The organism is Paenibacillus sp. J22P218 (assembly GCF_056269195.1).
Genome location: NZ_JBWDNL010000004.1, coordinates 421,775 through 448,074, shown reverse-complemented (window position 1 = coordinate 448,074; position 26,300 = coordinate 421,775). Strand labels below are relative to the sequence as shown.

20 protein-coding genes are annotated in these 26,300 nt (G+C 52.2%); 16 read left to right on the top strand and 4 right to left on the bottom strand.

Going from position 1 to position 26,300, the window contains the following annotated elements; translation table 11 throughout:
- The first annotated feature begins 27 nt into the window (after positions 1 to 27).
- From AC0YN0_RS20095 to AC0YN0_RS20040, 12 genes are all read left to right on the top strand, one after another.
- Complete coding sequence (locus AC0YN0_RS20095; RefSeq protein WP_475822837.1) at positions 28 to 2,439, top strand: choice-of-anchor A family protein; 2,412 nt, start codon at positions 28 to 30, stop codon at positions 2,437 to 2,439.
- Between the two features lie 172 nt (positions 2,440 to 2,611).
- The gene (locus tag AC0YN0_RS20090) at positions 2,612 to 3,589 is read left to right on the top strand and encodes a sugar ABC transporter substrate-binding protein (RefSeq protein ID WP_475822836.1); all 978 of its coding nucleotides are present in this window, start codon (positions 2,612 to 2,614) and stop codon (positions 3,587 to 3,589) included.
- Positions 3,586 to 5,055, top strand: coding sequence for a sensor histidine kinase (locus AC0YN0_RS20085; RefSeq protein ID WP_475822835.1), 1,470 nt, complete (start codon positions 3,586 to 3,588; stop codon positions 5,053 to 5,055). Before AC0YN0_RS20090 ends, AC0YN0_RS20085 begins: the two co-directional genes overlap by 4 nt.
- Entirely contained in the window at positions 5,030 to 6,568 is a 1,539-nt protein-coding gene (locus tag AC0YN0_RS20080) for a response regulator (protein WP_475822834.1), read from the top strand. Before AC0YN0_RS20085 ends, AC0YN0_RS20080 begins: the two co-directional genes overlap by 26 nt.
- A complete protein-coding gene (xylF, locus tag AC0YN0_RS20075; protein ID WP_475822833.1) occupies positions 6,558 to 7,733 on the top strand; it encodes a D-xylose ABC transporter substrate-binding protein in 1,176 nt (391 codons plus the stop codon). Before AC0YN0_RS20080 ends, xylF begins: the two co-directional genes overlap by 11 nt.
- Before the next feature lie 460 nt (positions 7,734 to 8,193).
- Positions 8,194 to 10,287 carry a methyl-accepting chemotaxis protein gene (locus AC0YN0_RS20070; RefSeq protein ID WP_475822832.1) on the top strand — a complete coding sequence of 698 codons (2,094 nt, stop codon included), beginning with the start codon at positions 8,194 to 8,196 and terminating at the stop codon, positions 10,285 to 10,287.
- A gap of 133 nt (positions 10,288 to 10,420) precedes the next feature.
- Entirely contained in the window at positions 10,421 to 11,536 is a 1,116-nt protein-coding gene (locus tag AC0YN0_RS20065; RefSeq protein ID WP_475822831.1) for a sugar ABC transporter substrate-binding protein, read from the top strand.
- Positions 11,537 to 11,626: 90 nt separating this feature from the next.
- Positions 11,627 to 13,147: an ATP-binding cassette domain-containing protein gene (locus AC0YN0_RS20060; protein WP_475822830.1), complete on the top strand. Its 1,521-nt coding sequence runs from the start codon at positions 11,627 to 11,629 to the stop codon at positions 13,145 to 13,147.
- 11 nt (positions 13,148 to 13,158) lie between these two features.
- Positions 13,159 to 14,334, top strand: a complete 1,176-nt coding sequence (locus AC0YN0_RS20055) for a sugar ABC transporter permease (RefSeq protein ID WP_475822829.1) — start codon at positions 13,159 to 13,161, stop codon at positions 14,332 to 14,334.
- Between the two features lie 150 nt (positions 14,335 to 14,484).
- Positions 14,485 to 14,820, top strand: coding sequence for an ArsR/SmtB family transcription factor (locus AC0YN0_RS20050; protein WP_475822828.1), 336 nt, complete (start codon positions 14,485 to 14,487; stop codon positions 14,818 to 14,820).
- Positions 14,821 to 14,839: 19 nt separating this feature from the next.
- Positions 14,840 to 15,349 carry an SRPBCC domain-containing protein gene (locus AC0YN0_RS20045; RefSeq protein WP_475822827.1) on the top strand — a complete coding sequence of 170 codons (510 nt, stop codon included), beginning with the start codon at positions 14,840 to 14,842 and terminating at the stop codon, positions 15,347 to 15,349.
- Positions 15,350 to 15,493: 144 nt separating this feature from the next.
- Positions 15,494 to 17,425: an S-layer homology domain-containing protein gene (locus tag AC0YN0_RS20040; RefSeq protein ID WP_475822826.1), complete on the top strand. Its 1,932-nt coding sequence runs from the start codon at positions 15,494 to 15,496 to the stop codon at positions 17,423 to 17,425.
- 80 nt (positions 17,426 to 17,505) lie between these two features.
- On the opposite strand, the gene AC0YN0_RS20035 is transcribed toward AC0YN0_RS20040, so the two are convergent.
- Both AC0YN0_RS20035 and AC0YN0_RS20030 read right to left on the bottom strand, forming a co-directional pair.
- Complete coding sequence (locus tag AC0YN0_RS20035; protein ID WP_475822825.1) at positions 17,506 to 18,366, bottom strand: aldo/keto reductase; 861 nt, start codon at positions 18,364 to 18,366, stop codon at positions 17,506 to 17,508.
- A 28-nt stretch (positions 18,367 to 18,394) separates the two neighbouring features.
- Positions 18,395 to 19,606, bottom strand: coding sequence for an MFS transporter (locus AC0YN0_RS20030; RefSeq protein ID WP_475822824.1), 1,212 nt, complete (start codon positions 19,604 to 19,606; stop codon positions 18,395 to 18,397).
- A 159-nt stretch (positions 19,607 to 19,765) separates the two neighbouring features.
- On the opposite strand from AC0YN0_RS20030, the gene AC0YN0_RS20025 reads away from it, so the two are divergent.
- Both AC0YN0_RS20025 and AC0YN0_RS20020 read left to right on the top strand, forming a co-directional pair.
- On the top strand, positions 19,766 to 20,158 hold the full coding sequence (locus tag AC0YN0_RS20025; protein ID WP_337100692.1) for a winged helix-turn-helix transcriptional regulator: 393 nt from the start codon (positions 19,766 to 19,768) through the stop codon (positions 20,156 to 20,158).
- 23 nt (positions 20,159 to 20,181) lie between these two features.
- Positions 20,182 to 21,018, top strand: a complete 837-nt coding sequence (locus tag AC0YN0_RS20020; RefSeq protein WP_442051967.1) for a YitT family protein — start codon at positions 20,182 to 20,184, stop codon at positions 21,016 to 21,018.
- Between the two features lie 33 nt (positions 21,019 to 21,051).
- Here the strand turns inward: AC0YN0_RS20020 and AC0YN0_RS20015 are convergent, their stop codons facing one another.
- Positions 21,052 to 21,987 carry a helix-turn-helix domain-containing protein gene (locus AC0YN0_RS20015; protein WP_475822823.1) on the bottom strand — a complete coding sequence of 312 codons (936 nt, stop codon included), beginning with the start codon at positions 21,985 to 21,987 and terminating at the stop codon, positions 21,052 to 21,054.
- 170 nt (positions 21,988 to 22,157) lie between these two features.
- Between AC0YN0_RS20015 and AC0YN0_RS20010 the strand changes: the two genes are divergently transcribed.
- Positions 22,158 to 23,780: an alpha-amylase family protein gene (locus AC0YN0_RS20010; protein ID WP_475822822.1), complete on the top strand. Its 1,623-nt coding sequence runs from the start codon at positions 22,158 to 22,160 to the stop codon at positions 23,778 to 23,780.
- 247 nt (positions 23,781 to 24,027) lie between these two features.
- Here the strand turns inward: AC0YN0_RS20010 and AC0YN0_RS20005 are convergent, their stop codons facing one another.
- Positions 24,028 to 24,867: a DegV family protein gene (locus tag AC0YN0_RS20005; RefSeq protein WP_475822821.1), complete on the bottom strand. Its 840-nt coding sequence runs from the start codon at positions 24,865 to 24,867 to the stop codon at positions 24,028 to 24,030.
- A 235-nt stretch (positions 24,868 to 25,102) separates the two neighbouring features.
- Between AC0YN0_RS20005 and AC0YN0_RS20000 the strand changes: the two genes are divergently transcribed.
- Positions 25,103 to 26,269 carry an S-layer homology domain-containing protein gene (locus AC0YN0_RS20000; protein ID WP_475822820.1) on the top strand — a complete coding sequence of 389 codons (1,167 nt, stop codon included), beginning with the start codon at positions 25,103 to 25,105 and terminating at the stop codon, positions 26,267 to 26,269.
- Positions 26,270 to 26,300 lie beyond the last annotated feature (31 nt).

Genomic DNA, 26,300 nt, shown 5'->3' with positions numbered 1-26,300 from the left:
CCTCAAGATGGAGGAGGGGCGCAGAGGATGGCTTGTGTGAATTTAGGCATCGCCAACGACTTTAATGTTTTTGTATTCGGAGATCATACCCAGTCGTTCGTCGATTCGGAGGGACGCGTTGCCGTTGGAGGGACGGCTACTTACACCAGCTACGGCATCGGCGATACGCTGCCCGTGTCAACGACGCGGCCGGATCTGATCGTTCAAGGAAACATTAACGTTTCGATGGGTACGAACTTTGCGGGCAATACGGTCATCTATCCCGATAGCGAAATCATTAATTACACGATGACCAACAACAACGGCGTTCCGAATCAGCCTTTAGTCGGCACACCTATCGACTTTGACTTAGCGGAGCAAGAGCTCGCGGCGCTTTCACTCAATCTCTCGGCTGTAACGCCAACCGGGACGGTAGCGAACAATTTTGGCCAGATTGTGCTAACCGGAACCGATCCTGCGTTCAACGTGTTCACGTTTAACGGAAATAATGTCGACGGCAACGGGCTTCGGCTCGATACCGCCAACGGGATCGACATTGTTGCTCCGGCTGGGTCAACCATAGTGATTAACGTTGGCGGAACCGATGTCGGCTTCGGCAGCTATACAATCTTCCGCAATGGCGTTACGTCCACGCGTGAAGACGGAGCAACGATTCTATGGAACTTTTACCAAGCGACAAGGGCATTTAACCAAAACTTATCCATTACGGGCTCCGTGCTTGCGCCTTATGCGGACTGGGAAGCGATCGGCTTTGGCAACATTAACGGAACGATTGTTGCGGCCTCGCTGACGAATGTGTCGGGTACGCTTGAGGCGCATAATATTCCTTTTGTGGGCTGCTTGCCTGGGCCGATGGTTGTGCCTTCAACATCAACGACGACAACGACGTCTACTACGTCCACCACCACAACAACATCTACAACATCGACTACCTCAACCACCACTACATCATCCACAACCTCTTCGAGTACGACGACAACGACCCCAGCAGTCATAACGGGGCCGAACATTGTCGGAACGAAGACGCCGAGCGTGTTAACCGCTCAGTTGGGCGACACGATCACGTATACGATCACGATTACGAATACGGGAACAGCGCCGGGCGAAGCGATCTTAACCGATGTGTTCCCAGACGGTATCATCGTCATACCATCGAGCCTATTCATTGACGGCGGTCGATTCAGCGGCGTGGACATTGGTTCGGAGCTTGTGCTCGGGACGATTGCTGTCGGCCAGACGGTCACGATTGAATTCCAAGTGTTCGTTGCTGGTTTTCCGCCGCAGGGGCTAATTACGAACAACGGTGTAGTTGTTACTGTTCCTCCAGGAACGCTCGTTCCGACTTGCAGCCCGATGGAGCTCGCCATTCCAAGCACGCCGGGTGTTACGCCGGTGAACGGCATGCTTCTGCCCGTTCTTCCCGTGTTCAAGCCGGGAGTAACACCGGCTCCGGGAGACAATGCGGGCCAGCCGCCACTAACGATAGCAGGAGGCGTCATTGTACTGGATCAGCCGGTAACGATTCCGGGCATCACCTTGCCGCCGCTGCCGGGCGTAACGATTCCGTTCATGGGCGGCACGGTTCAGCCTATTGTCAATACGGCACTCGTAACGGTGATTCGTGCGGTCCAGCCGACGTCTCCGAATCTGCTGCTGTCCAAAACGTTTCTCGACGTATCTTTATTCATCGGTCAACGCATTACGTTAAGCCTGTTCGCCGTCAATAACGGCAATGCGGTATCGGTTCGAACGACGCTGTTAGATGTCTTGCAGTCGAATCTGCTCTTCATTCCGGGCACTGTTATTGTTGATGATGTATTGGAGCTGGAGGCGAATCCGAATACGGGCATTAATCTCGGTCCTATTCCGCCGAATGAGGCGGTATTCGTTCGGTTCGATGCTTTGGTAACGGGCGGCAGCTCATTCACGAACACGGCGCAGGCGACGGCGAATTTCCTTCTCGCGAACGGAACGATCTCGACACAGACGTTCCAGTCGAATACGATCGTGAATCCGATCCTGCAGATCAGCGCAGCCGACTTTTCGAATTTTATTAAGACGGCAAGCGTTCAGACGGTTAGGGTAGGAGACAGTTATCAATATCATGTAACCATTAGCAATACATCGACTGATATCGTAGCGGGCAATGTTATCTTCTATGATAAGCTGGCCAATCAGCTGCAATTCGTATCGGGCAGTCTGGTCGTCGACGGCATCAGCCAAATGGATCCGAGGGTAGGCGTCGGCTTAGGCACGATCGGACCGGGCGTCACTCGCACGCTGTCGTTCCGGGTTAGGGTGCTGTTCGAGCCGGCAGGCGATTTCATCGAGAATCAAGCGGTCGTCTTCTTCGAATTCCGCTTCGGCTCCTCGTGCTTCAGAGCGGCACTGCTGTCCAATACGACACGCATTATCGTAACGGAGGAGGAAGAGGAGTAGCGGGAGAAGGCTGTGTGCATGCATGAATTGAACAAGGGATGCTCCGCTGCTTGCGGGGCATCCTTTGTTTGCTTCGATTAAACGATGAAATAACATAAGCGTAGTTGAACATTTTCCTATTCATGGATATGATGATGCTAGATGTTAGGCTCGAACAAAGGAGACGCTTCTCTTGCGCAAAATGGTCATGGTTCTACTCGGCATTGTATGTCTTACGTTATGTTTTTTTACCTTCGTGTCAGCGGGCAAAGCCTTTCGTTCTGATTGGCGACTGCCGCAGACGGAGATCCCGAAGCAGACCGAATATCGTCTGGTGCTCATCACGCAGGAGCTGGAGACGACGTTCTGGGATAAGGTTGGCCACGGCGCGGTCGAGCAGGCGCGGAAGGATGGAGCGAGTCTTGAGGTATGGGGCAGCTACGGGAAAAACAAAGAGGAATTTTTGGAAAAAATAGAAATCGCGATCGACTCCAAAGTGGATGGCATTATTGTGCAGGGGCTTGACGCGGAGGAGTTCAAGAGCCTGACGAAGATTAAGGCGGCCTTCTACGGCATTCCCATTATTACGGTAGCTAACGACGTGCCGATGGCGGAGAGCTTGAGAAGAACCTACGTCGGCTCCGATCAGTACGCGGCGGGGCAGATGATCGCCAAGCAACTGCTTGCGGATATGGGGCAATCGGGCAACGTTATTTTGCTGGGAGACACGTATCAGGAATATTATCAGAAGCAGCGGCTGGCCGGTATTCAAGACGTCTTGAAGGATTATAAGGATGTTCGGACGGCTTACGCCGAAACAGAGGCGACAAGGGAGCAGGTCATTGCCACGACGAAGGATCTGATGAACCGGGTACCGGACGCCGATGCTTTCATTGCGGTGAACGCCGGCATGGCCAGCGCGATGCTGCATGAGATCGGCAGGCGCTCGCAGATCGGGCCGTATCATATTTATTCGTTCGATGACGGGCGCGAGTCGGAAGAGCTGTTCGAGCAGGGCAAGCTGGACGGGATGATCGAGCAGTCTCCGGAGAAGATGGGCGAGCTGAGCGTGAAGCTGATGATGGAGTGGTTGAGCGGCGAGACGGTTCCTCTTGAAATGGACGGTTATCTCACCGATATTCGGATGGCGAAGGCGATGGAAGCGCGATGAACATCAGCATTCAGAAAAAAATATGGACACTGGCGGCGATCGTGCTGTTTTTTATGGCGACGATATGGATAGCGCTTACTTATTACAACCAGAAGACGCAAGATCGGTACAATGACATTTTGCAGCGCTACCTTCGCATGAATGAGGTGACGACGGCAAGCCAGCAGATCATTACGTCGCTGAACAACTACCTGATGACTCCGAGTGAAGCCACCCTGACCCAGCTGGATGACAGCCGGGAGAGTATTCTAGGGGCGAAGAACGAGGTGAATATGCTTCGCAATGCGGAGAATGCGTTTGTCTTAACCAGCTACATGAACCTAATTGACAGTCTCGTCGAGACGACGGACCGATCGCTTATATTTCAATCGGAGAAGGAGACGGAGGCTTCGTCCCAGGCGTTCACGGAAGCGACGCGTATCTCCAAATACATCTCCGAGATGACGCTGACGCTGATCGATACCGAGCTGAGGACTTATGATCGCTTCTACCGCGGCATTATTGAGCAATCCAAGGAGCTGAGGGAGCTGGGCGTCTGGCTTCTCATGCTTATCACGTTCCTCTTGCTCGTCTTCACGTACTGGTTCTCCTTGAGTATTACGCGTCCGGTACTGAAGCTGACCCAAGCGGCCAAGGAGCTGTCCAGAGGGCGGTTCGACTTAGTAGTGGAAGTGGAGTCCAACGACGAAATATCTTTCCTTGCGAAGATGTTCGACCGGATGAGAATCAACATTAATAACTTGATCTCGGAAATCCAGCAGAAGGCGCAGCTCGAGAACGAGCTGCAGCAGAATAAGCTGCTGCTTCAAGAGAGCCAGCTTCGCAGTCTGCAGAGCCAGATTAACCCGCATTTTCTGTTCAACACGCTCGATACGCTGTCGAAGAAAGCTTATTTGGAAGGCTCGGAGGAGACAAGCGATCTGCTTGTCAGCGTGGCTGGCTTGCTGCGCTATAATCTGAAGCGACTCGATCGCTCCGTCACGCTGTACGATGAAGTGAAAGTGATGCGCCAGTATATCGATATTCAGAAAGCGCGGTTCACGGAGCGGCTAAGGCTGCACATAGAGCTCGACGAGTCATGCCTGTACGTGCAAATTCCAGGTCTCACGCTGCAGCCGATCGTCGAGAATGCCGTCATATACGCGGTCGAGCCCGAAGAGGAAGGCGGCAACATCTGGTTCCGCGTCATCGACGGGGAAGAGCGAGTTACGATCGAGATCGAAGACGACGGCCCGGGCATGACCGAGGAAAAGATCCAAAGCATATTAGCGGAGCATGCCGTTGAGGCGGAAGGTCACTCGACGGGTATCGGCATGAGCAACGTCGTCAAACGGCTTCATCTGTTCTACGGCCTCGAGGACGTGATCGATATTAAGAGCGGAAGCGGGCGCGGCACGAAGGTCATTATGAAAATACCGAAAACAAGGGGAATCGAAACCTATGATAAAGCTCCTGATCGTAGATGACGAGCAAATAGAACGCGAAGGTCTGCAGGCGATATTGCGCAAGGGCTACCCGGACCTAGTCATTGCGCAAGCCCAGAACGGGAAGATCGCGGTGCAGATGGCGGGCGAGTTCGAGCCGGACTTGATTCTAATGGATATCAAAATGCCGGGCATGACGGGTCTGGAAGCGGTGGAAGTGATCAAGGAGCAGCATCCTCGGATCAAATATGTCATGGTAACGGCGTATGACGCGTTCGATTACGCTCGGCAGGCGATCAAGCTTGGCGTGAAAGACTATCTGCTCAAGCCAAGCAAGGCGAGCGAAATTATAGCCACGGTCGGGAAGGTGCTCCGGGAGATCGAAGAAGACCGCATGAAGCAGAATTCGTTGCAGAAGGCGCTGCCGCTCATTGAGACGGACGTCGTGACGCAGTTGCTGTTCGACCATGTGCACGACGTGCATGTCGACGAGTTGGTCGGCCTCCTTGACATCCGGACGGCAAATGAAATGTTCGTCATGCTCGTGCTGCTGCCCGCAGGCGCGGAACAATTCTATACAGCGGTGAAGGAGAAGGTTAGGCAGGCAGGAGGCGGTTTGGTCGGAGCACTCTACGGCCGCCAGCTGCCCATTATCGTCATTAGGGATCCGGAGCGCTCGTACCGTACCCAAGCGATTTCCCTCGCCCGAGATATTCTATCCGTTGCGAAGCAGGACGCCATTTCGGGCTGGTTCGTTGGCATCGGCAACGTGTCGGGATCGCTCGAGCACATTCGCCAGTCTTACCAAGAATCGCTAATAGCTTCGATGGATACGTCGCTACCGGTCAAATACCGGTTTTACGAGGACACGCCCGTATTGGGCGCCGTGCTTGACGGCCAGTTGGCCAAGCAGCGGGAGAGGCAGTTCTTCGACCAAATCAGGCTGGGACAATGGGACCAGGTGCGGGCTGGCGTCATGGACTTTATCCAGCAGTATGAGAACGAAGGCGCCGAATTGATGCAGACGCAGCAACGCGTGCTCGAGCTGCTGTGGGTGGCTTCCCGCGTGCTCAGCGAGATGGGCATCGAGGCGGAGACGCCGCTGTTCTCCTTCCAGGCTCAGGACGGCCGCCAGCTGCGGGCCGAAACCGGACGTTTGCTGGATCGCATGAAGCAATCCTACGCGGAGCACTACGAACAGGTTGAGCCGGACACGATCCAGCAGATCAAGCTGTATATCGCAGAGCATTCTCAAGAGGATATTTCGCTAGATGCGATCGGGAAACGCGTGGGACTTAGTCCGTTCTACATTAGCAAAATGTTCAAGGACCAGCTTGGCATCAACTACATCGACTTCCTAACGGAATGCCGCATCGAAAAAGCGAAAAAGCTGATGGCCGACCCGGAGAAGAGCCTCAAGGAAATTACGTTCGAGGTCGGGTATCACGATCCGAACTACTTCAGCAAGGTGTTCAAGAAGATGTGCTCTGTCTCGCCCAAGGAATATCGCAAGACGCTGCTCGGCGGCAGAAGGCTGACCGACGATGAGAGCTGACGGCAGAGAAGGAGCGATTAGCGTGAAGCGTATATGGATGCGAGTCAGGACGGCTCTGCTTGCGATCGTTATCGTCGTCGCCGTTGCCGCCTGCGACAACAACGGCGACGACGCACTTGGCGCGGAAGCGGATGGAAGTGCGGGCGCGTCGAATTCGGTCATTTCGCCATCGCCGGTAACAACCAAAGATGGAACAGGCGGAAGCTCTGAGACCGTGGAGCAACCGATCAAGATCGGCTTTTCCATGGATACGCTGCTGGAGGAACGCTGGCTGAAGGACCGGGATTTGTTCCGGGAGTCTGTGGAAGCTCTCGGAGTTGAGGTCGAAATCAGTGCGTCGAACGGAGACGACGCGCTTCAGATCGTACAGGCGGAGACGATGATCAGCCATGGCATCGATCTTCTCGTCATCGTACCCCATAATGCGGAGGCCACGGCAGCGATTGTGAAGAAAGCCCATTCCTCTGGGGTGAAGGTGATCGCTTACGACAGGCTGGTCAAAAATGCGGAGATCGATCTGTACGTTTCCTTCGACAACGAGCTGGTCGGCGAGCTGCAGGCCAATTCGATCACGAAGCTTGTGCCGAAAGGCAAATATGTGTATATCGGAGGAGCGGAGACGGACAACAACGCCCACTTGTTCAAGGAAGGCGTGTTCAACGTGCTGCAGCCGTTCATCGACAGCGGAGACATTACGGTCGTCTACGACCAGTGGACCAAGGATTGGACGCCGGCTAATGCCAAGGCCAATATGGAAGAAGCGCTGAAGGCGAATAACAATCAGATCGATGCGGTTATTGCCGCCAACGACGCGACGGCGGGCGGCGTTATCGCAGCGCTGGAAGCACAAGGACTGGCCGGCAAAATTCCGGTCGCCGGACAGGACGCGGATCTCGCTGCCGCGCAGCGTATCGTAACCGGTACGCAGGAGATGACGGTGTATAAGCCGATCCATGCGCTGACGCTTAAGGCGGCAGAGCTTGCCGTCATCATGGCCAAGGGCGAAACTCCGCACGCCGACCGGAAGGTGAACAACGGCAAGATCGAAGTGCCGTCCGTGCTGCTGTCGCCGATCGCGGTAGATCGGCTGAACCTGGACACGACCATTATTGCCGACGGCTTCCACGCCAAGGAGGATGTGTACAGGTTCGCGCAGCCGGAATAACGTTTATTTATTAATGATTTGAGAAAGAGGATCTCAGCCTTCACCTTGCCGTGAATGGGTTGAGGTCCTTTTCTGTATAAATCGGAGACTCGCATACAGAGGTTCATTTTGCCTGTATTTCATGCAGTCTAATAGGTCAAAATCGCCCGTGAACTGACTTTTGAATGGAATTGGTACAGCCAAAATCGGCCTTTTCGCCCCCGGTGACCTTTCTCCGTTCATTTGACCGCATAAAATCCAATCAAACTTCGAAATCTTCTCGTTCCTAGCCTTTTGACTGTATGAAATCCATCCAAAATGCGAGCACACCTCGATTGATCCGAATGATTCGACAGGCAGCACAAAAAAATACTAGGTAACACAAATTTATCAACTTAATTGTTAAGCGGGTATCCAAGCAAGTCGAGTAATATTTGGGTAGAACGAACAACAACCCAAATATTAGGCGGGGGATAGACAGATGAGGAAGACGCGAGGGTGGAATATTAATTTCCGTAAATTCGTTCGGTTTCGCATGAACGGGCGATCGTTGCGGGTCAAGTGGATGGGTCTGATCTCGGCGGCGATACTGTTGTCCTTGGTAGGCTCGAGCGCGATGAACTTCGGCACTATGCAGGCGTCGCTTGCAGAGACGTTCGCAAAGGCAAACGCGACACAAGTTGAAAGCGCTACCAGAGAGCTCCGGATGTTCGCCGAGCAATACGAGAAGGCGGTCGAGGGGATGGCGGGAGAAATCGGACGAATGAGCCGCCGCTCCGGGAATTCGAATCAGGACATCGCAAGCATGCTGCAGGATGCGAAGACTCAGGATCATTCGCTGCTCGGGGCGTACTTCATCCCCGCGTCGACAGGACGGCAGTTGACGACTCACGAGAAGGGCCTTTCGGGTGATGCCAGAGAGATGCTGCCCTATAAGCTTGCCCTTCAAAACAAGGATACATCTTGGACGGACGTCCGGCTGGATGAACTATCGGGCAAGATGACGGTTTCGATCGTGACGCCCGTGTTGACCGGGGAAGATTTGTACGGTGTCGCGGGCTTCGATATCGACTTGAACGGGATTGGACTGCTGCGGGAATCGAACGAGAAATTCGGGGATAACAAGCTGGTCATCTACGATAACCAGGGCTTAATCATTTCCTCGTTCATGCAAGGCTTGGACGGAACGAACATTGATCCGAACGCGAGCGGCAGCATACCCGGCGTGCCGGACGCGCTCTCCGGGCCAGCCGATATGAAGCGGAATTTTGGCTGGGTGGGGGACGTGGCGGCAGGCCAAAGAAGCGGTATCGACATGGAATGGGAGGATGTCCGGTATAAAGGAGAGGTCTCGTTCGTTTATTCGATGAATTGGAGCGTCGTTTCTTTTGTGGACAAACAAGCGTTGACCGACAGTCTTTTCGAGTTCATGGCCACGAGCCTGATCTCCCTCGCAATCGGTCTCATCATCGGGGCGCTGGCTGCTTATATAATCGCGACGGGGCTGCTGAAGACAATCAATTCGCTTCGAATGACTATTGCTAAAACCGCGGAAGGCGACTTGATGTCGGAGTTCAGCTATGCGAAACAAGATGAGATTGGCGAGCTGGCGACCAGCTACAATACGATGCTTGGCAGCATGCGCGCATTGATAAGAAAAGTCGATATCAGCGTGCAGGCGGTGGAAGAGACGGCTGGCTTCGTTACGACCATCGCAAGCGAGAATGCGACCTCCGGCGTCGAGATTGCCCGGTCGGCGGACGAAATCGCGCGCGGCGCTTCCCACACCTCGACCGAAATCGAGAAAAGCTCCGAGGCCGTTCATGCGCTAAGCCGGGAAATCGGGACGCTCATCGGTCAGTCCGGCGATATCAAGCTTGTGCTTGCTGAATCCAGCCGCGATCTCAAGAGCGGCAACAGCCAAGTAGAGCAGCTCGAGCTGTCGTATACCCGCTTGGAGCAGGCTTTCGGAAAGGTATCGGATATCGTGAATCACTTAAGCCGCCAGTCGCAATCGATTGCTTCCGTGGCGAAAGCGATCTTCGCCATTACGGATCGGACCAATATTTTGTCTATCAACGCTTCGATCGAGGCCGCTAGGGCCGGCGAGCACGGCAGAGGCTTCGCTGTCGTGGCGGGCGAGGTGCGCAGCTTGGCGGTTCAGGCGAAGCAATCGGCGAAGAGCATTCATGCGACCATCTCCGAGATGCTGTCGCAAACGGAAAGTCTCGTCTCCGTCGTCGGCGATACGAACGCGATGAACGAAACGCAGCGGATAGCCGTGTCCGAGGTGAGCCGAGCCATGAGCAGCATGAACGATTCGCTTGGCCGAATGCAGTCTCGCCTGCAAGGAGAGCGGGGTACAATCGCAAGCATCGAAGCACAAAAGGAAACAGTAGTCGCGTCGATACAGACGATACTTGCCGTATCCGAGCAGACGACGGCTTCCACCCAGCAGATCGCATCGACCATGGACATGCAGACGGAATCCATCGGGGAAGTGTCCGAGCATGCCAGCAGGCTCGTGGAGCTAGTAGCCGAGCTGAAGCTCACGGTTTCCAAGTTCAGAACCTAAGAACGGACAAGACTCACCTTAAAAAAGTATAGGATTTTATAAAAGAGTGCTATTGTATAGCGCTTTCATGAATCGAGTTAGGTGATATATTTGACCTGTAAACAGCAGAAACACATTTGAGAGGGGTAAAAAAATGAATAAAAAGTTTAAAGCGATTTCTCTCCTGCTAGTTGTAATGGTGTTCGCTACAATCATGGCGGCATGCGGCAAAGACGGAAGCGGTGGCGGAAGCGACGTAAGCGTCGGTATCGTATTGCCGACCAAAGATGAGCCAAGATGGGTACAAGACGAGCAACGTTTTAAGGATGCGCTATCCGGCACGAAATATACGACGGAAATTTTGTTCAGCCAAGGTTCCTCCGCTAAGGAGAAAGAAAACGTGGAAACGTTGATTAACAAAGGCATTGACGTCCTCATTATTTGTCCTCAAGACGGCGCAGCCGCTGGCGCAGCCGTAGAAGCAGCGAAAAAAGAAGGCATCAAAGTTATCGCATACGATCGTCTGATCACGGATACGGATGCGGTTGACTACTACGTCACGTTCGACAGCGAAGCGGTAGGCGCGGCGCAAGCGAAATACCTGGTGGACAATGCAAAAGGCGCAGGCCAACCGTTGTACCTGTATGCTGGCGCAGCTACCGACAACAATGCATTCCTATTCTTCGCAGGCGCATGGAAAGAACTGCAACCAAAAATCGCCGACGGCACATTCGTTATCGCCAACTCCAGCGAAGCAGTTGCTTTGAAAGACAAAGCTGAACTGTCCCGCGATGAGCTAAGCAAAATCATCGGTCAAGTTACAACGAACTGGGATCCGAACGAAGCTAAAAACAAAGCGCAAACTCACCTGACATCCGCTGCCGCTAACGCAAAAGGCGATGTTCTGATTCTTGCTCCAAACGACGGTACGGCTCGCGCCATTGCGGACGTATTCGGTTCCGACAGCGCGGTATCGAGCTTCGTCGTAACCGGCCAAGACGCGGAGAAAGCTTCCGTTCAATACATCATCGACAGCAAACAGTCCATGACGGTTTTCAAAGACGTTCGTACGCTGGTTAAAGACGCAATGGGCATGGCGGTAACGCTGCTGGACGGCGGAACGCCTGAAACGACAGGTTCGTACAACAACGGCAAAATTGACGTCGCAGCTAAACAAACAGACGTTATCGTTGTTAACAAAGCGAACGTAAAAGCAGAACTTGTCGATTCGGCTTACTACAAAGCGGAAGACTTCACAGGTCTGGAATAAGACAAAAGCATAGCCCAGGCGGGATAGTGGTAGTCCATGGCTATCACTATTCCGCAATATTAACGGCTGCTAGGTTAAGGGGGCATAACAATGAGCGAATATATATTGGAGATGAAGAACATCTCCAAGGAATTTACGGGAGTCAAAGCGCTCACTGATGTCAGCTTCAAGGTGGAAGAAGGCGAAATCCACTGCTTGATCGGTGAGAACGGCGCCGGAAAGTCCACGCTGATGAAGGTGTTAAGCGGTGTATATCCTCACGGCACGTATTCAGGCGATATCGTGTACGAGGGCAACGTACAGCAGTTTGGCCGGATCAGCGACAGCGTGAAGGCGGGCATCGCCATTATTTATCAAGAGCTGGCGTTATTCCCGGATTTGACCGTATACGAAAATATTAGTGCGGGCAATGAAGTGAAACGCGGCGGAGTCATCGATTGGAACCAAACGATCGTTCATTCGAAGCAAATGCTCCAGAAGGTTGGATTGGACGTCAACCCGGAGGTGCTGATCAAGGACCTCGGCGTCGGCAAACAGCAATTGATTGAAATCGCCAAAGCATTAAGCAAACACGTCAAGCTGCTTATTCTAGATGAGCCGACCGCGGCGCTGAACGAAAACGACAGCGAGAACCTGCTTGTGCTGCTGCGAGAGCTGAAGAAACAAGGCATCACCTGCATCATGATTTCTCACAAGCTGAAAGAAGTCATCTCCATAGCGGACCGGGCAACCATCCTTCGCGATGGACGCACCATCTGCACGCTCGATGCATCGAAGGGCGAAATAACCGAAAGCGCGATTATCAAAAACATGGTCGGTCGCGAAATCGACGACATTTATCCGAAGAGAACGAACAAGAAATTCGGCGATAAAATATTGGAGCTTAACAATTGGTCCGCTTACGATCCAAAGTTAGGACGAAACGTTGTTAAAAAGGTTGATCTTCATGTTAAACAAGGCGAGATCGTCGGCATAGCCGGCTTAATGGGTTCGGGGCGTACGGAGCTCGCTCTTAGCATCTTCGGCAATCCCAAGTCCTATAAACTGCAGGGCGACTTATTCGTGGATGGCATGCCCGTGAAATTCCAGCATACAAGCGATGCGATCAAAGCGGGTATTGCTTACGTAACCGAGGACCGGAAGGGCGATGGGTTGTTCTTGGCTCAAGATATCAAAAGCAATGTCGTTGCGGCTAACCTAAGCGGGATTGCCAAGAACGGCGTCATTAACGAGAACGAAGAAGTGAAAATTTCGAACGAGTATAAGAGCTCCATGCACGTCAAAGCTCCTTCCGTGGAGCAAATCGTCGGCAAGTTGAGCGGCGGCAACCAGCAGAAGGTGTCCCTCGGCAAGTGGCTGTTCGTCGGCCCGAAGCTGCTAATCCTGGATGAGCCAACGCGCGGCATCGATGTGGGCGCCAAGTTCGAAATCTATACGATTATGAACAAGCTGATCAGCGAAGGAATGAGCATTATCATGATCTCGTCCGAGCTCGGAGAAGTGCTTGGCATGAGCGACCGCATATACGTCATGGCTGAAGGCAAGATGAAGGGCGAGTTGCCAATCGAAGAGGCTACCCAAGAAAACATTATGCAGCTTGCAACGCAATAGGAGGAAGACCAATGAACCTTTTTAACGAAGCGAAGTCGCTTGTCAAAGTGAATATCCGTGACTATGGCATGTATATTGCGCTGTTTGTCATTATGCTTACCTTTACGATTATGACGGACGGATTGTTTATGTCATCGCGTAATATTAGTAACCTGCTCGACGCTACGGGCTACATCGCCGTGCTCGCTGTCGGCATGACGCTTGTCATCGTCATTCGCGAGATCGACTTGTCCGTCGGCTTTGCGGCCGGATTCATGGGCGCGATCGCAGCGATCCTAATGACGCAAATGGGAGTACCGGTGTACTTGACCATTCCGATCATTTTGGTTCTTGGCGTTGTAGCCGGGTTATTCAACGGCGTGCTTGTAGCTAAGATCGGTATCCCATCGTTTGTCGCTTCCTTGGCTTTTATGCTTATTTTCCGAGGCGCGTTGCTGCAAGTCACTGAAAAGACGGGAACGATCAACGTAGATAACGATTTCTTTAATGCGCTCGGCAATGGCTTCATTCCATCGCTTGCTCAAGTAGGCGGCCTGCATGTGCTATCACTGCTCCTGGGCTTGCTATGCATCGTATTCTACATCTATAGCGAAATCACCCAGCGCAGGAACAAGATGAAGTACCAATTCGAAGTTATGTCTGTAGGCTTGTTCACAGTCAAGTTGATCTTCATCTCTTTCATTATTGGTTATATTACTTGGATTCTTGCAGGTTACAATGGATTCTCCTGGACGGTTATCATTATGCTCGGCGTGGTTGCTATTTATCACTTCCTGACGACGAAGACGGTGCTCGGCAGACATATCTACGCCGTAGGCAGCAATCCGGAAGCGGCTCATCTTACAGGTATTAACGTTAAAAAAATTACCTACATCGTATTTGGATCCATGGGCATGTTGTCTGCTCTGTCTGGCATTCTGTTCACCGCGCGCATGCAATCGGCTTCGACAACGGCGGGTACGCTGTTCGAGCTTGACGCCATTGCTGCGGCTTATGTCGGCGGCGTATCCTCGGCGGGCGGTGTCGGCAAAGTAACAGGAGCGATTATTGGCGCAATTGTTATGGCGTCTCTCTCGAGCGGCATGAACCTGCTCGGCGTTGGCGTCTCCTATCAGTACATGATTCGTGGCGGCGTGCTTGCCGCAGCCGTTATCTTCGACGTTATGACGCGCAAGAAAAGAGGCTAGGGTTAGGCAACAAGAAGGCGGACCTCAAGCGAGAGCTATCGTTTGGGGTCTTTTTTTGCATTGAATATTCCTTGACAGGAATATTCAAATTGAAGTATATTAATGGTGCAGGGTATGTTAACGACTGAACAACAAAGGAACGTAAGGTGTATGGATACAACAACATTTAGCGCTCTTTCCGAGCCGAACCGATTGCGAATTGTAGAGCTGCTTCAAGCCGGGCCATTGACGGTAGGGGATATTGCTGAACGCTTAGGCCTTCGGCAGCCCCAGGCGTCCAAGCATTTGCGCGTCTTACTGGAGGCTGGACTTGTTGAGGTGCAGGCGGATGCGAATCGGCGGCATTACAAGCTGCGGGAGCAGCCTTTTCGAGCAATGGATAAGTGGCTGGACGACTACCGCAGATTGTGGGAAGAACGCTTTGACAACTTAGAAATTTATTTGCAGAAGCTGCAAGCGAAGAATGAGGATGATACGACAAATTAACTTTAGGAGGAATTGTAAAATGACGAATGAAATGCTGACGAAGGTAGAAGGTCAAGAGTTTGTGATGGAGCGTGTCTTCAACGCGCCAAAGGGTCTTGTGTTCAGCGCATTCTCCGAGGCGGAGCACTTGAAGCATTGGTGGGGTCCGCGCGGTTGGACGCTGACGGTTTGCAATATTGATTTTCGTTCGGGCGGTGTATGGCATTACTGCATGAAGTGTATCGATGAGGCGCAAGGCGATTTCTTCGGCTTCGAGTCATGGGGCAAAGCCGTCTATGAGGAGATCGTGGATCAAGAGAAGATTGTATATGTAGATTACTTCTCGGACGCCGAGGGCAACGAGGCAGAGGGTATGCCGCCATCGCATGTGACGTTGGTGTTCGAAGAGCTGGAAGGCAAGACGAAGGTTATCAGCCGTTCGCGTTTCGATTCGGAGGAAGCCGTCAAAACCGTTATCGAGATGGGTATGGAGCAAGGTATCAGAGAAACATGGGATCGTCTGGAAGAGCATCTGCAAGCTTCGAAATAATAGGGAAGGAAGAAGAGCTGCCGCGCGAGAAACGGCTGGCTCTTCTTTTTTTAATGCTTGTTAAGGCTGTTATTTTGCTATAATGAAGAAGTTTCATAGCGTATTCGTGTATTACACAGCGTGACAAGAGGAGGTTGACTTATTTTGCTAAACAGATTCCAAAAATTATTATCCAGCGTGCTTGTGTTAGTTGTATTTATTAGTATATTTCCGCAAATGATGTTCGCGGCAGGGAGTTCGGAGAACAAGTTTCTTAGCTTCTCGGTGGAAGGCAATCAGGGAGTGATCGATAACGACAGCCATACGATCAGCGTTATCGTTCCTTTCCGCTCGGCCACGTACAACATGCTTGAGCATTTCGAAGTTTCGCCGGGCGCCTCCGTTATAAGTCATACGAGCGGGGAGACAAGATCGGACTATTCGTCGTCTCCGGTAGTATTGACGGTAGTTGCCGAGGACGGCAGCCAGCAGCCGTATGCCGTTACGGTAACGGAAGGACCGAGCAACTTAAAGGCGATAACTTCCTTTAGCCTATCCAACCCGGCCATAACCGGCTTTATTGACGAAGAAGCCTTCTTGATCTACCTGACTGTTCCGCAAGGAACGGATGTAACGCAATTGACGCCTTCCTTCGCAACCGAAGGGGTGCGAGTAGAAGTGAATGGCGACGTTCAAACAAGCGATGTGACGGCGCAGGATTTTACTTTGCCCGTTACCTACACCGTTGTGGCCGCCGATCGCAGCACGAGGAACTACACGGTGTCCGTGAATACGCAGCAGGAGCTGAGCACGGCAAAAGACTTGACTTACTTTGCCTTCCCGGCAACGAGTTCTATTGGTTATATCGATAGCGAAGCCTATACAGTCCAGCTTAAAGTGCCATTCGGAACGGACCTTTACAGTCTGGTGCCTGCGTTTACGACGACGGGCAGCATCGTGAGAGTGGATGACTTACAGCAGATTAGCGGGGAAATAGCCTACGATTATATTGATTTCTCGAGCTCCGTTGTTTACCGGGTGTACGATGAAGCAGGTGATTACAGAGACTATACTATTAATGTTCAAACAGCTAATGCTGAAGATAGTTCGAGCAAAGAGCTGCTGACCTTTGCCGTGAACGGCGTTGTCGGCACGGTGAACGAGTCTGCTCATACGGTATCCGTCGTATTGCCATACGGCAGCGCATTGGCGAATCAAGTCGCAACGTTCACGTCGTCGGCCGAATCGACGGTATGGATCGGGAACCGCATGCAGACCTCCGATGCGAGTCTCAACGATTTCACTGGGCCTCTTACGTATACGGTATATGCTGAAAATGGAACAACGCAAGCTTATACGGTCACCGTAACGGTTGCGCCGCGCAAGCCTACGCAGCCGCCGGTAGAGCCTGAGGTCGAGCCTGAACCGCCGGTAACGCCGGCTGCGCCTTTCAACCCGGTTGTAGACGCGGAGAAGCTGAAAGCCTATGTGAAAGCAAGGATTGAAATGAATCAGAATAATCCGGCTAGCGGAGCGTTCTCGGATGCCGGTGGACATTGGGCCGCATCGGATATAGCGTTATTCGCAAAGCTAGGCGCTATTAGCGGCTATGATGACGGAACGTTCCGTCCGAACGGCAGCATTACGCGTGCGGAATTCGCCGCGATTACAGCCAGGCTGTTCCAGCTGAACGCAGTCGCTGGCGGAAGCGCTCCAGCCTTGAATGACGTGCAGGCTCATTGGGCCAAAGACGCCATTCTTGCGCTATCCTCCAAGGGGATTCTGACCGGCTATACGGACGGCTCGTTCAAGCCGAATCAATTCATTTCTCGCGCCGAGATGGTTTCCATCATCGTGCGCATCGTTAACCTTGATGCTATCGAAAAGCAACAGGACGTTGCCTTTAACGACATTGCAGGCTCGTGGAATGAGAATGCGATTAAAGCTGCAGCAGCCGCGGGCTTGTTCGAAGGACGAGACGCTAATACCTTCGCCCCTGGAGCTTTCTCTACGCGTGCGGAAGCGTTGACGATCATTTTGCGAGTATTGAATTTGGATGCGGATATGAAGAGTCTGCTTGATGAATTGAGAAACTAAGCAATCATAATGAAACAAGGCTCGCACCGGCTTGAATAATCTCAAGCCGAGGCGAGCCTTATTTGTTGATTCATAGGACATTAGAAGTCGAAGTTGTCCGGGTCCGGGCCGACACGGCGGTTCTCGTTCAAGGCTTCGATTCGTTCCATATCGCCGCTTGTAAGCTCGAAGTCGAACACATTCGCATTTTCGATTATGCGTTGCTCTTTCGTCGATTTCGGTATCGTGATGATGCCGCGCTGCAGATCCCAGCGGAGAATGACTTGGGCGACGGACTTGCCATGCTTAGCGGCGACCTCTTGCAGAACGGGATGGTCGAACAGCTGTCCTTGCATGAGCGGTGACCAAGCCTCTAGCTGAATGCCTTGCTCCTTGGAGAAGCTGTGAAGCTCCTGCTGGGTCAGTAATGGGTGCAGTTCGACTTGATTAATCATAGGTGTGATCTCGGCTGTTTCCATTAAGTCCTTCAGATGATGAATCTGGAAGTTGCTGACGCCGATTGCTTTTACTCTTCCTTGCTTGTAAAGCGTCTCAAGCGCTCGCCAAGCTTCTTTGTATTTGCCCGCGACAGGCCAGTGGATGAGGTAGAGGTCCAGATAGTCGAGGCCGAGCTTGGTGAGGCTCGTCTCGAACGCGGCGAGCGTCTGCTCGTAGCCCAGATCGGCATTCCATACTTTGGAGGTGACGAAGAGTTGGTCGCGCGACACGCCGCTTTCGCTTAACGCTTCGCGAATGCCTTGTCCGACTCCGCTTTCGTTCTCGTAGATGGCAGCCGTATCGATGCTGCGGTAGCCATGCTTCACCGCTGCTTTGATAGCTTCGATGAGCTCGGCGCCTTCCTCTACCTTGAATACGCCAAGGCCGAACCAAGGCATGCGAACACCGTTGCTTAATGTTGTCGTAGATTGCAGATTTGTGATTGGGTTAGTTGTTGTAGTCATAATAATACATCCTCTCAAATTATATGATTTATGCGGAAGCGCGCAGCTTCTCTCCATGCTTCGAGTCTTTTGCCTCGAGCTTACGAACCCAGCCGGTTAGGACGACTGCGCCGGCGACCATAATGGAACCGATCCATGCGGTATGAATGATGCCGATGCCCCCGGCAATGACGCCGCCGAGATAGGAGCCGATCGCAATGCCTGCATTGAATGCGGCAATATTGAAGGCGGAGGCGACATCGACCGACTTCGGCGTATAACGCTCAGCCAGCATCACAACATAGAGCTGCAGCCCCGGCACGTTCATGAACGCCAGCAAGCCCATGGCGATAATCGTCAGGAGGCCGGCCATCTTGAATGGCGCGGTGAACGTTAGGATAAGCAATATAACGGCTTGCATAGCGAACATATAGAACAGGGCTTTTACAGGATTACGGTTGGCGGCCTTTCCTCCAATAACGTTGCCTATGGCAATCGCAATGCCGTATACAAGCAGGAGAACGACAATCGTTTTCTCGCTGAATCCGGTTATGTCGTGCAGCAAAGGGGATAAATAAGTGAAGACGACAAACGTTCCCCCGTAACCGAGCGCCGTAATGGCGAAGGCCAGCAGCAGTCTTCCGTTCGTGATCACTTTAATCTGATCGCGCATCGTAGTGGATGCTCCTTTGCGCAAGCCGGAAGGGACGAGAATCAGATTGGCTATGAACGACAGGATGCCGATGGCAACAATCGCGACGAATGCCATGCGCCAGCCAAGCTGCTGGCCGATCCAAGTGCCGAGCGGTACGCCGGTGACGGTAGCGACCGTAAGCCCGGAGAACATAAGGGCAATGGCGCTCGCTCTGCGATTCTCCGGCACGAGATCAGCCGCGATAGTTGAGCCGATCGACATGAATATGCCGTGGGCTAGAGCGGATACGAGCCGTCCGATGAGCAGGACGGCAATGCCGCTCGCCAGCGAGGCCAGCGTATTGCCGATGATGAAGACGATCATAATCGCCAGCAGCAGCGTCTTGCGAGATACTTTGGCGGTGAGCGACGTAAGAATCGGAGCGCCAAACGTAACGCCTAGCGCGTATAGCGATACGGTTAATCCCGCAGTTGTTATCGATATGTGCAAGTCGTCGGCGATGAGAGGCAGCAGCCCCACGCTGATGAACTCTGTCGTTCCGATGGCGAAGGCGCTTATCGCTAACGCAAGCAGCGCAAATGTACTTCTTCGTTGATTCGTTGTCATACGTTTTTTCCTCCACAGTAGTAATGACCGGCCGGTAAATGCTATTATGGATGAATCGCGCGGCGATGGATAGTACGTACTTTCAAGTGCTATAGATACCGCGAAGTGCTATAGGTACTGAAAAGTACCTATGGAAATAGAGGCAAGGAGGAATACGATATGGCTCCAAAAAGGTACAATATATCGGTAGAAGCAACGCTTGAGGTGATCGGCGGGAAATGGAAATGCGTCATTCTATGCCATCTAACCCATGGGACGAAGCGTACGAGCGATCTCAAACGATTAATGCCCGCTATTACGCAGAAAATGCTGACCCAGCAATTGCGGGAGCTGGAGCAGGACGGCATCGTCAACCGGATCAGCTATAATCAGGTTCCGCCCAAGGTGGAATATGAGCTTAGCGAGTACGGCTGGAGCTTGAAGCCGATTCTGGATTCGCTATGCAATTGGGGCGAGCTGCATATTATTAAAGAGTACGGCGATATTAACGAGATGCTGGAAGACAGCATATTGAATTATAAAGATAAGGAAGAGCAGACGGTTATTCGTTAACTGGCTATTTTAGGAGATACGTGATGAAGAAAAGGCTGCTAGATATACTCATTATTGTGGGCGGAGCGTTCCTGTTCGCTCTAGGCGTTAATCTGTTCGTTATTCCGAACGAGCTTGGAGAGGGCGGCGTAACGGGCATTACGATAATTTTGTACTACTTGTTCGAATGGTCGCCGGGTATTGTCAACTTGGTTATCAACGGTCTGCTGTTGATCGTCGGTTATCGGTTTCTTGACCGCACGGCCGTTCTGTATACGATCATTGCCGTCGCGAGCAACTCCCTGTTCCTCGTCCTGACGGACCATTGGCGCATCGAATCGGATGAGATCGTCGTTAACGCTATTTTCGGCGGCATGTTTGTCGGGATCGGCATCGGCATGATCATCAGGGTGGGCGGCACGACGGCAGGTACGACTATTTTGGCCCGAATCGCTAATAAATATTTGGACTGGAACATCAGCTACGCGCTGTTGTTCTTCGATCTGATCGTCGCATTCTCTTCCTTCTTCATCATTGGCGCGAAGGCGCTCATGCTGACGATTATCATGCTCTATATTGGAACGAAGGTAATGGACTTCATCATTGAGGGCGTCAATCCGAAGAAGGCTGTTACGATCATCTCCAAGGAGCATCAGAAGATCGCCGACCAAGTCATAACGGTCATGGACCGCGGCGTCACGATCATGCACGGACAGGGCTATTACACGAAGAACAAGCAGGAGATTCTGTATATTGTGATTAGCAAGCAGGAGCTCAGCACGCTCAAGAAAATCGTCAAAAGCGCCGACAAAAATGCGTTCATCACCATTCATGATGTGCGCGACGTGTTCGGCGAAGGATTTATCGATATATCGAAGTGACGACCGGACCGCAGCTTATCGCTGCGGTTTTTATTATTGCTCCAGCTTCAGCTCGAGCGGAGTCAAGTAATGAAGCGAATCGCGTTCTGAGCGGCGGAAGCTGCCTGGCGTCATGCCTGTCCATTTGCTGAATTGGCGAATGAAGCTTTGCACATTTTCGAACCCGATGCGATAGGCGATTTGCTCTAAGGAGTCGTCGCTGTTCACAAGCGAATGCATTGCTTCCTGCTGTCTGAGCACGGCCAAGTAATCGCGCGGGGACATACGGTAAGCTTGCTGGAATACACGGTAACAATGGCGGCGGCTGATAAGCAGCTTTTCTGCAATCTGAGCGAGCCAATTGTGCAGCGGTTCACGGGTTTCGAACCGGTCCTCGCTATCAGAAGGGCGGAATGCGATCAGCATCTCAATCTCACGAGCAATAAGTGCGGGCAATGTTTCTTCGGAATAGTGCGGGCTGTCTGACTGCTGGGTCTTCATATGACGCTCGAGCAGGCTCATCATCAAGAGCGCGTTGGCGAACAACCCGATGTGCGAGTGCGAGTCATCCTCTTGGAGCTGCTCGATAAGCTGCATGATGATCGGTCGGAGCTTCTCGTTAAGCGGATCCCCCTTCGGATAGTGGAGCTGCTCGCAGTTGTTCATAAGCTGCATGAATGCCATATCGGACACTTGAACATGCATAACAAAATAATGCAGCGGCTCCTGTCGATCCGACTTGTACCGATGGGGCTTCATAGGCGGTATGATGAGAAGATCGCCGGCCTGCTGATCGTAGACGGCATGATCCATAATGGCAGTTTGAGTCCCGCTCAGCACGAGATTGACCTCCACCATCATGTGGTGAAGATGCCGTTGGCATAACCAGCCTTTGCCGGTTACGCCTGTATGCATGCCATACAGATAAACCTCCGATTTTAAGTTGGGAAAAGCACGGCTCTTCAGCGCTGCGGCAGCTCTGTTCGTCATTGCTGGCAACTCCTTTCTTGCTGTATCTCTCTATCATGTCCCATTTGGTTCATTATTTCTAGCAGCAAGACCTCATAGGTGATAACGAATGCAGTGATAGTCCTTTATACTCTCATTATCGAGTTTTCTATTAAGGCATACAAGGATGAGAAGAGAGGGGATTAAAATATATGTCACTATCTATTTTGCAGCAACCAATCGATATTCGGGTAGAGACGGAGCATGGCTGGAAGCAGCTGACCCTGCTGGAAACGGGCAAGTGGAGTAAAGACCGGGTTGTCGTGGAGCTTGCGGGGGCGCAAGCGGATGGGGCGCCGGTGCATCTGTGGTTGGAGTCGGCGGTTGAACCGGTTCTTACAGTGAAGATCCGCTGGGCGAAGCGGGCAGAAGGCAAGCTGCTCGTATTGGGCGATCACTGGGAGCGGGCTTATGGGGATTTGGAATGGCGGGGCATAGTGCCTGAGCGAGTAATGCCATGGTACTTCTTGACGAATAACGGAAGTGTCACGAACGGTTATGGCGTACGGACAGGACCGAGCGCATTTTGCAGTTGGAAACTCGATCAGGAGGGAGTAACCTTCACAGCGGATGTGCGTAATGGTGCAGTCGGCGTAGTGCTCGGAAATAGAAGGCTGGAAGTAGCTGCATTGTTGGCGTTCGAAGGAAAAGAGGGGGAATCAGCCTTTGCTGCCGCTCGGCGCTTCTGCCAGTTGATGTGCTTGCAGCCTGTGTTGCCGTCTCAGCCGGTATATGGGGGCAATAACTGGTATTACGCTTACGGCAATAGCTCGCATGAGCAGATCTTGGCGGACTCGGCGTTCATATCTTCGCTCGCTTCATCGGAAGCTAACCGTCCATTCATGGTTATTGATGATGGCTGGCAGCTTGCAAGCGGCGGCGGAGGCTGTAAGGGAGCGCCGTGGACGGGCAGCGACAAGTTCCCTGATATGGCGGGGCTTGCGCGAGCGATGAAGGAGACCGGCGTTCGTCCAGGCATTTGGTGCAGGCCGTTGATGTCGTCTGACCCGAATGTGCCGAAGGAATGGGTGAGGTATTCGGCAAGCGAGACGGACAGCGTGCTTGATCCAACCGTACCGGGAGTACTCGAGTTCATTGCGAAATCGATCAAGGATATGTCGGATTGGGGCTTCGAGCTCATTAAGCATGATTTCTCTACTTATGATCTGCTTGGAGAGTGGGGGTTCCGAATGAAGTCGGACGTGAACTCGCTTGCGAATACGTTCAGCGACCGGTCGAAAACAACAGCCGAAATCGTGCTTGACCTCTATCGGACTATCGCTGAAGCTTTAGGCAGCAGTCTGTTAATCGGCTGCAACACGATCAGTCATCTTGCTGCAGGCCTATTCGAAATCCAGCGTACTGGCGATGATACGAGCGGCAAGTCATGGGAGCGGACGCGCTATATGGGCGTCAATACGATGGCGTTCCGCATGGCCCAGCACAATACCTTCTATAGTCACGATGCCGACTGCATCGGCATTACGAAGGATGTTCCATGGGAGCTGAACAAGCAGTGGCTCGACTTGCTCGCAGGCAGCGGAACGCCGCTCTTCGTCTCCGTTAATCCAGCCATCGTGACCGAGGAGCAGGAGGCGGCTCTGCGGGCCGCATTCGACCTAGCATCCCAAGAGCTGCCGCCCGGCGAGCCGCTCGACTGGATGGAAACGACCTGCCCAAGCCGATGGCTGCTGAACGGCGAGGAGACGGCATTCGAATGGAGCCGCAACCCGCTGGAGAACGTGGACGAGTACGATAACCATTGGTGGCTGTAGGGCGGTGTGCCTTGACCGGGGGGCGGAATAGCGTAACGAATTTTCGCTATTTCACCTGGGGCACACGTATTAGCTTCCATAACGTAACGAATTTACGTTATTGCGCGAGCAATTCGTCTCCACCCGCCTAACTCGCACACTTTGAGAATAAATAGAGTAAAAAAGTTTCGCTATTTGCTCACGAGCCAACCTGGCCTGGAGCAATAGCGAAACTTTTTTTCGTTATGATAGCAAGTAACGTCCGAGTTTATTCAACGCAATACATGAAGCCAATAGCGCCAGGTCCTGTATGTGTCGTTATGACCGGCGTTGCGGGCTGAATACGGATGGGTGCTGCCGTGAAGCGACTAATCTCATCGCGCAGCCGTTCGGCTAGGGTAAGGTTGTCCGCATGGGAAATGCCGATCTCCTTCACTTCTTTTCCTGCGGTATCGGTTTGGAAACGTTCGATTAGGTTTTTAATAATTTGCGTGGTGGTCCGAACTTTGGCAACAGGCGTATAGACGCCTTTATCAAGCATGGCAATCGGTTTGATGCTGAGAACGGTGCTGATCCAGCCTTTTGCTTTGCCGATGCGCCCGCCTTTGACCAGATTTTCGACTGTATCGACGACGACGAATAAAGATGTACCTTCAAGTATGCCTTGCAGCCTCGCTGTAATTTCGTCCATCGTGCTTCCTGCGTGAGCCATCTTCGCCGCTTCAATGACTTGGAATCCAAGCGCTTGCGATATCATTTGCGAATCTACAACGACGACATTGCTTTCCGACATCGTTGCAGCTGCGCAGGCCGTCGAATACGTTCCGCTCATGCCGCTGGTCATATGAATAGAAAGGATCGTATGGCCGTCGGCCCCGAGCCGGTCATATAGGTCTACAAATGCTCCTACAGCAGGCTGCGAAGTCTTTGGCAACTCGACAGCTTGTTTCATTTTGTGAATAAAATCTATCGGATAAATCGTAACGTTATCTTCGTAACTTTCCCCATCTATATAAACTGACAGCGGAATGACCTCCACCCCGTGCTGTTGAAGTAATTCCTTAGGCAAGTCTGTCGTGGAATCGGTAACAATTCTGATGCCAGTCATAATGCGGCCTCCTTCGATGTATAAGACCAGAGTATGTACGATTTCTTTCGTTGAAAGTTTCAAGGTTCGCTCTCCTACAGGTGTTGATTGAAAGATTAACCAAAAGTAATAGACGGATAGTCCTCAAGGGCTATCCGTTTTATTTTGAAGTTATATACTTTTGAAGGAATTTGTTGAAAAATGGCGAATAAAGGAAGTTGGTGATTGTAACCTACAAACTGGAGGGAACAGACGAATGAAGAAAGGTTTTATAGCAGCCGTTATACTTGCAATGCTTGTATCGATGAGTACGGTAGGCTTTGCGCAGGAAGTTGCGAAGACGTATGGACAAGTATTGAGCGAGATAGGCTTGATTCAAGGCTCGAACGGTGACTTGAATGAGAGCGGTGAACTGACACGGACCCAAATGGTCGTCATTCTGAACCGATTAGGCGCGAAGTCGGATGAGGCTTTCACGCCGCCGGCGAAGGCGACATTCACGGATGTGCCAACAACGCACTGGGCTTACAAAGATGTGGAGAAAGCATATAGCGATAAAGTCACTACCGGCATTGGAAATGGCAAATTCGGCGTTAACAATAAGATTACTTACCAGCAGGCAGCAGCTTTCCTGCTGCGCGTACTCGGTTACGAGGAGGTTAGCTATGACAAGGCATTGGCTGAGGCGTCTGCCAAAGGAATCAAGCTGGCTGGCGAGAAAAGCGCGAATGCGAATTTGCTGCGCGCGGATATTTTCGAGCTTATGACCAAGACGTTGGTTGCGAACGTTAACGGAAGCAATGAACAACTGGTCGCTACGATTGCTGCGGTTGATGAGTCGCATCGCACAACGTTCCTTAACGAGTACGCGCAAGCGATTAATCCGGAGCTAAGAGCATTCAGCTATACGCCAGTGACCGATTTGTACAAAGGCAGCGACGAGTTTTTGAAGAAAAGCTCGGTTGATGGCAGAAAATACGGGCTTCAAGTGGAGAAGGTAGTGAACGTGTTTACGGGCACGGGTACGGCGGTATCGTATGCGGATTTCTTCAAATTGATTAACCCGGAAGAGACGATTGATTTCCAGTTCGCTTGGTCCGAATATTCGAATGACCCGGAGTACGGCGAGTATGGTATTTATGGATGGTCTTATGTTTCAATTGATGAGAGCGGATATTTGTTCGCCCACGTAACGGCAACAGAAGGCGAGTCTGGTTATGAAGCGTCCAAGCCGACCGTGACGAAGTACAAGCCGGTTACCGTGGACGGGAAGCAAGTGACGCCTTATCATGTCGAGATGGATTTGGAGGGTTTCACGGGTGAGATTGAGCCGTATGACCTCTTCTTCCTTCTTGATGCCAAAGGTGTCTATACCGTTGCTAGCGTTGGGGCGTTCGGTGACGGCGTACATACGCGTCAATAGCTGATTGGTCAACTAGTTAAATGAAGTGCCG

Coding starts and splice junctions, on each gene's coding strand:
- AC0YN0_RS20000 (WP_475822820.1), top strand. CDS start 25,103: ATGAAGAAAGGTTTTATAGCAGCCGTTATACTTGCAATGCTTGTATCG.
- AC0YN0_RS20065 (WP_475822831.1), top strand. CDS start 10,421: ATGAATAAAAAGTTTAAAGCGATTTCTCTCCTGCTAGTTGTAATGGTG.
- AC0YN0_RS20085 (WP_475822835.1), top strand. CDS start 3,586: ATGAACATCAGCATTCAGAAAAAAATATGGACACTGGCGGCGATCGTG.
- AC0YN0_RS20020 (WP_442051967.1), top strand. CDS start 20,182: ATGAAGAAAAGGCTGCTAGATATACTCATTATTGTGGGCGGAGCGTTC.
- AC0YN0_RS20055 (WP_475822829.1), top strand. CDS start 13,159: ATGAACCTTTTTAACGAAGCGAAGTCGCTTGTCAAAGTGAATATCCGT.
- AC0YN0_RS20060 (WP_475822830.1), top strand. CDS start 11,627: ATGAGCGAATATATATTGGAGATGAAGAACATCTCCAAGGAATTTACG.
- AC0YN0_RS20070 (WP_475822832.1), top strand. CDS start 8,194: ATGAGGAAGACGCGAGGGTGGAATATTAATTTCCGTAAATTCGTTCGG.
- AC0YN0_RS20005 (WP_475822821.1), bottom strand. CDS start 24,867: ATGACTGGCATCAGAATTGTTACCGATTCCACGACAGACTTGCCTAAG.
- AC0YN0_RS20010 (WP_475822822.1), top strand. CDS start 22,158: ATGTCACTATCTATTTTGCAGCAACCAATCGATATTCGGGTAGAGACG.
- AC0YN0_RS20015 (WP_475822823.1), bottom strand. CDS start 21,987: ATGACGAACAGAGCTGCCGCAGCGCTGAAGAGCCGTGCTTTTCCCAAC.
- AC0YN0_RS20035 (WP_475822825.1), bottom strand. CDS start 18,366: ATGACTACAACAACTAACCCAATCACAAATCTGCAATCTACGACAACA.
- AC0YN0_RS20045 (WP_475822827.1), top strand. CDS start 14,840: ATGACGAATGAAATGCTGACGAAGGTAGAAGGTCAAGAGTTTGTGATG.
- AC0YN0_RS20080 (WP_475822834.1), top strand. CDS start 5,030: ATGATAAAGCTCCTGATCGTAGATGACGAGCAAATAGAACGCGAAGGT.
- AC0YN0_RS20030 (WP_475822824.1), bottom strand. CDS start 19,606: ATGACAACGAATCAACGAAGAAGTACATTTGCGCTGCTTGCGTTAGCG.
- xylF (WP_475822833.1), top strand. CDS start 6,558: ATGAGAGCTGACGGCAGAGAAGGAGCGATTAGCGTGAAGCGTATATGG.
- AC0YN0_RS20050 (WP_475822828.1), top strand. CDS start 14,485: ATGGATACAACAACATTTAGCGCTCTTTCCGAGCCGAACCGATTGCGA.
- AC0YN0_RS20025 (WP_337100692.1), top strand. CDS start 19,766: ATGGCTCCAAAAAGGTACAATATATCGGTAGAAGCAACGCTTGAGGTG.
- AC0YN0_RS20095 (WP_475822837.1), top strand. CDS start 28: ATGGCTTGTGTGAATTTAGGCATCGCCAACGACTTTAATGTTTTTGTA.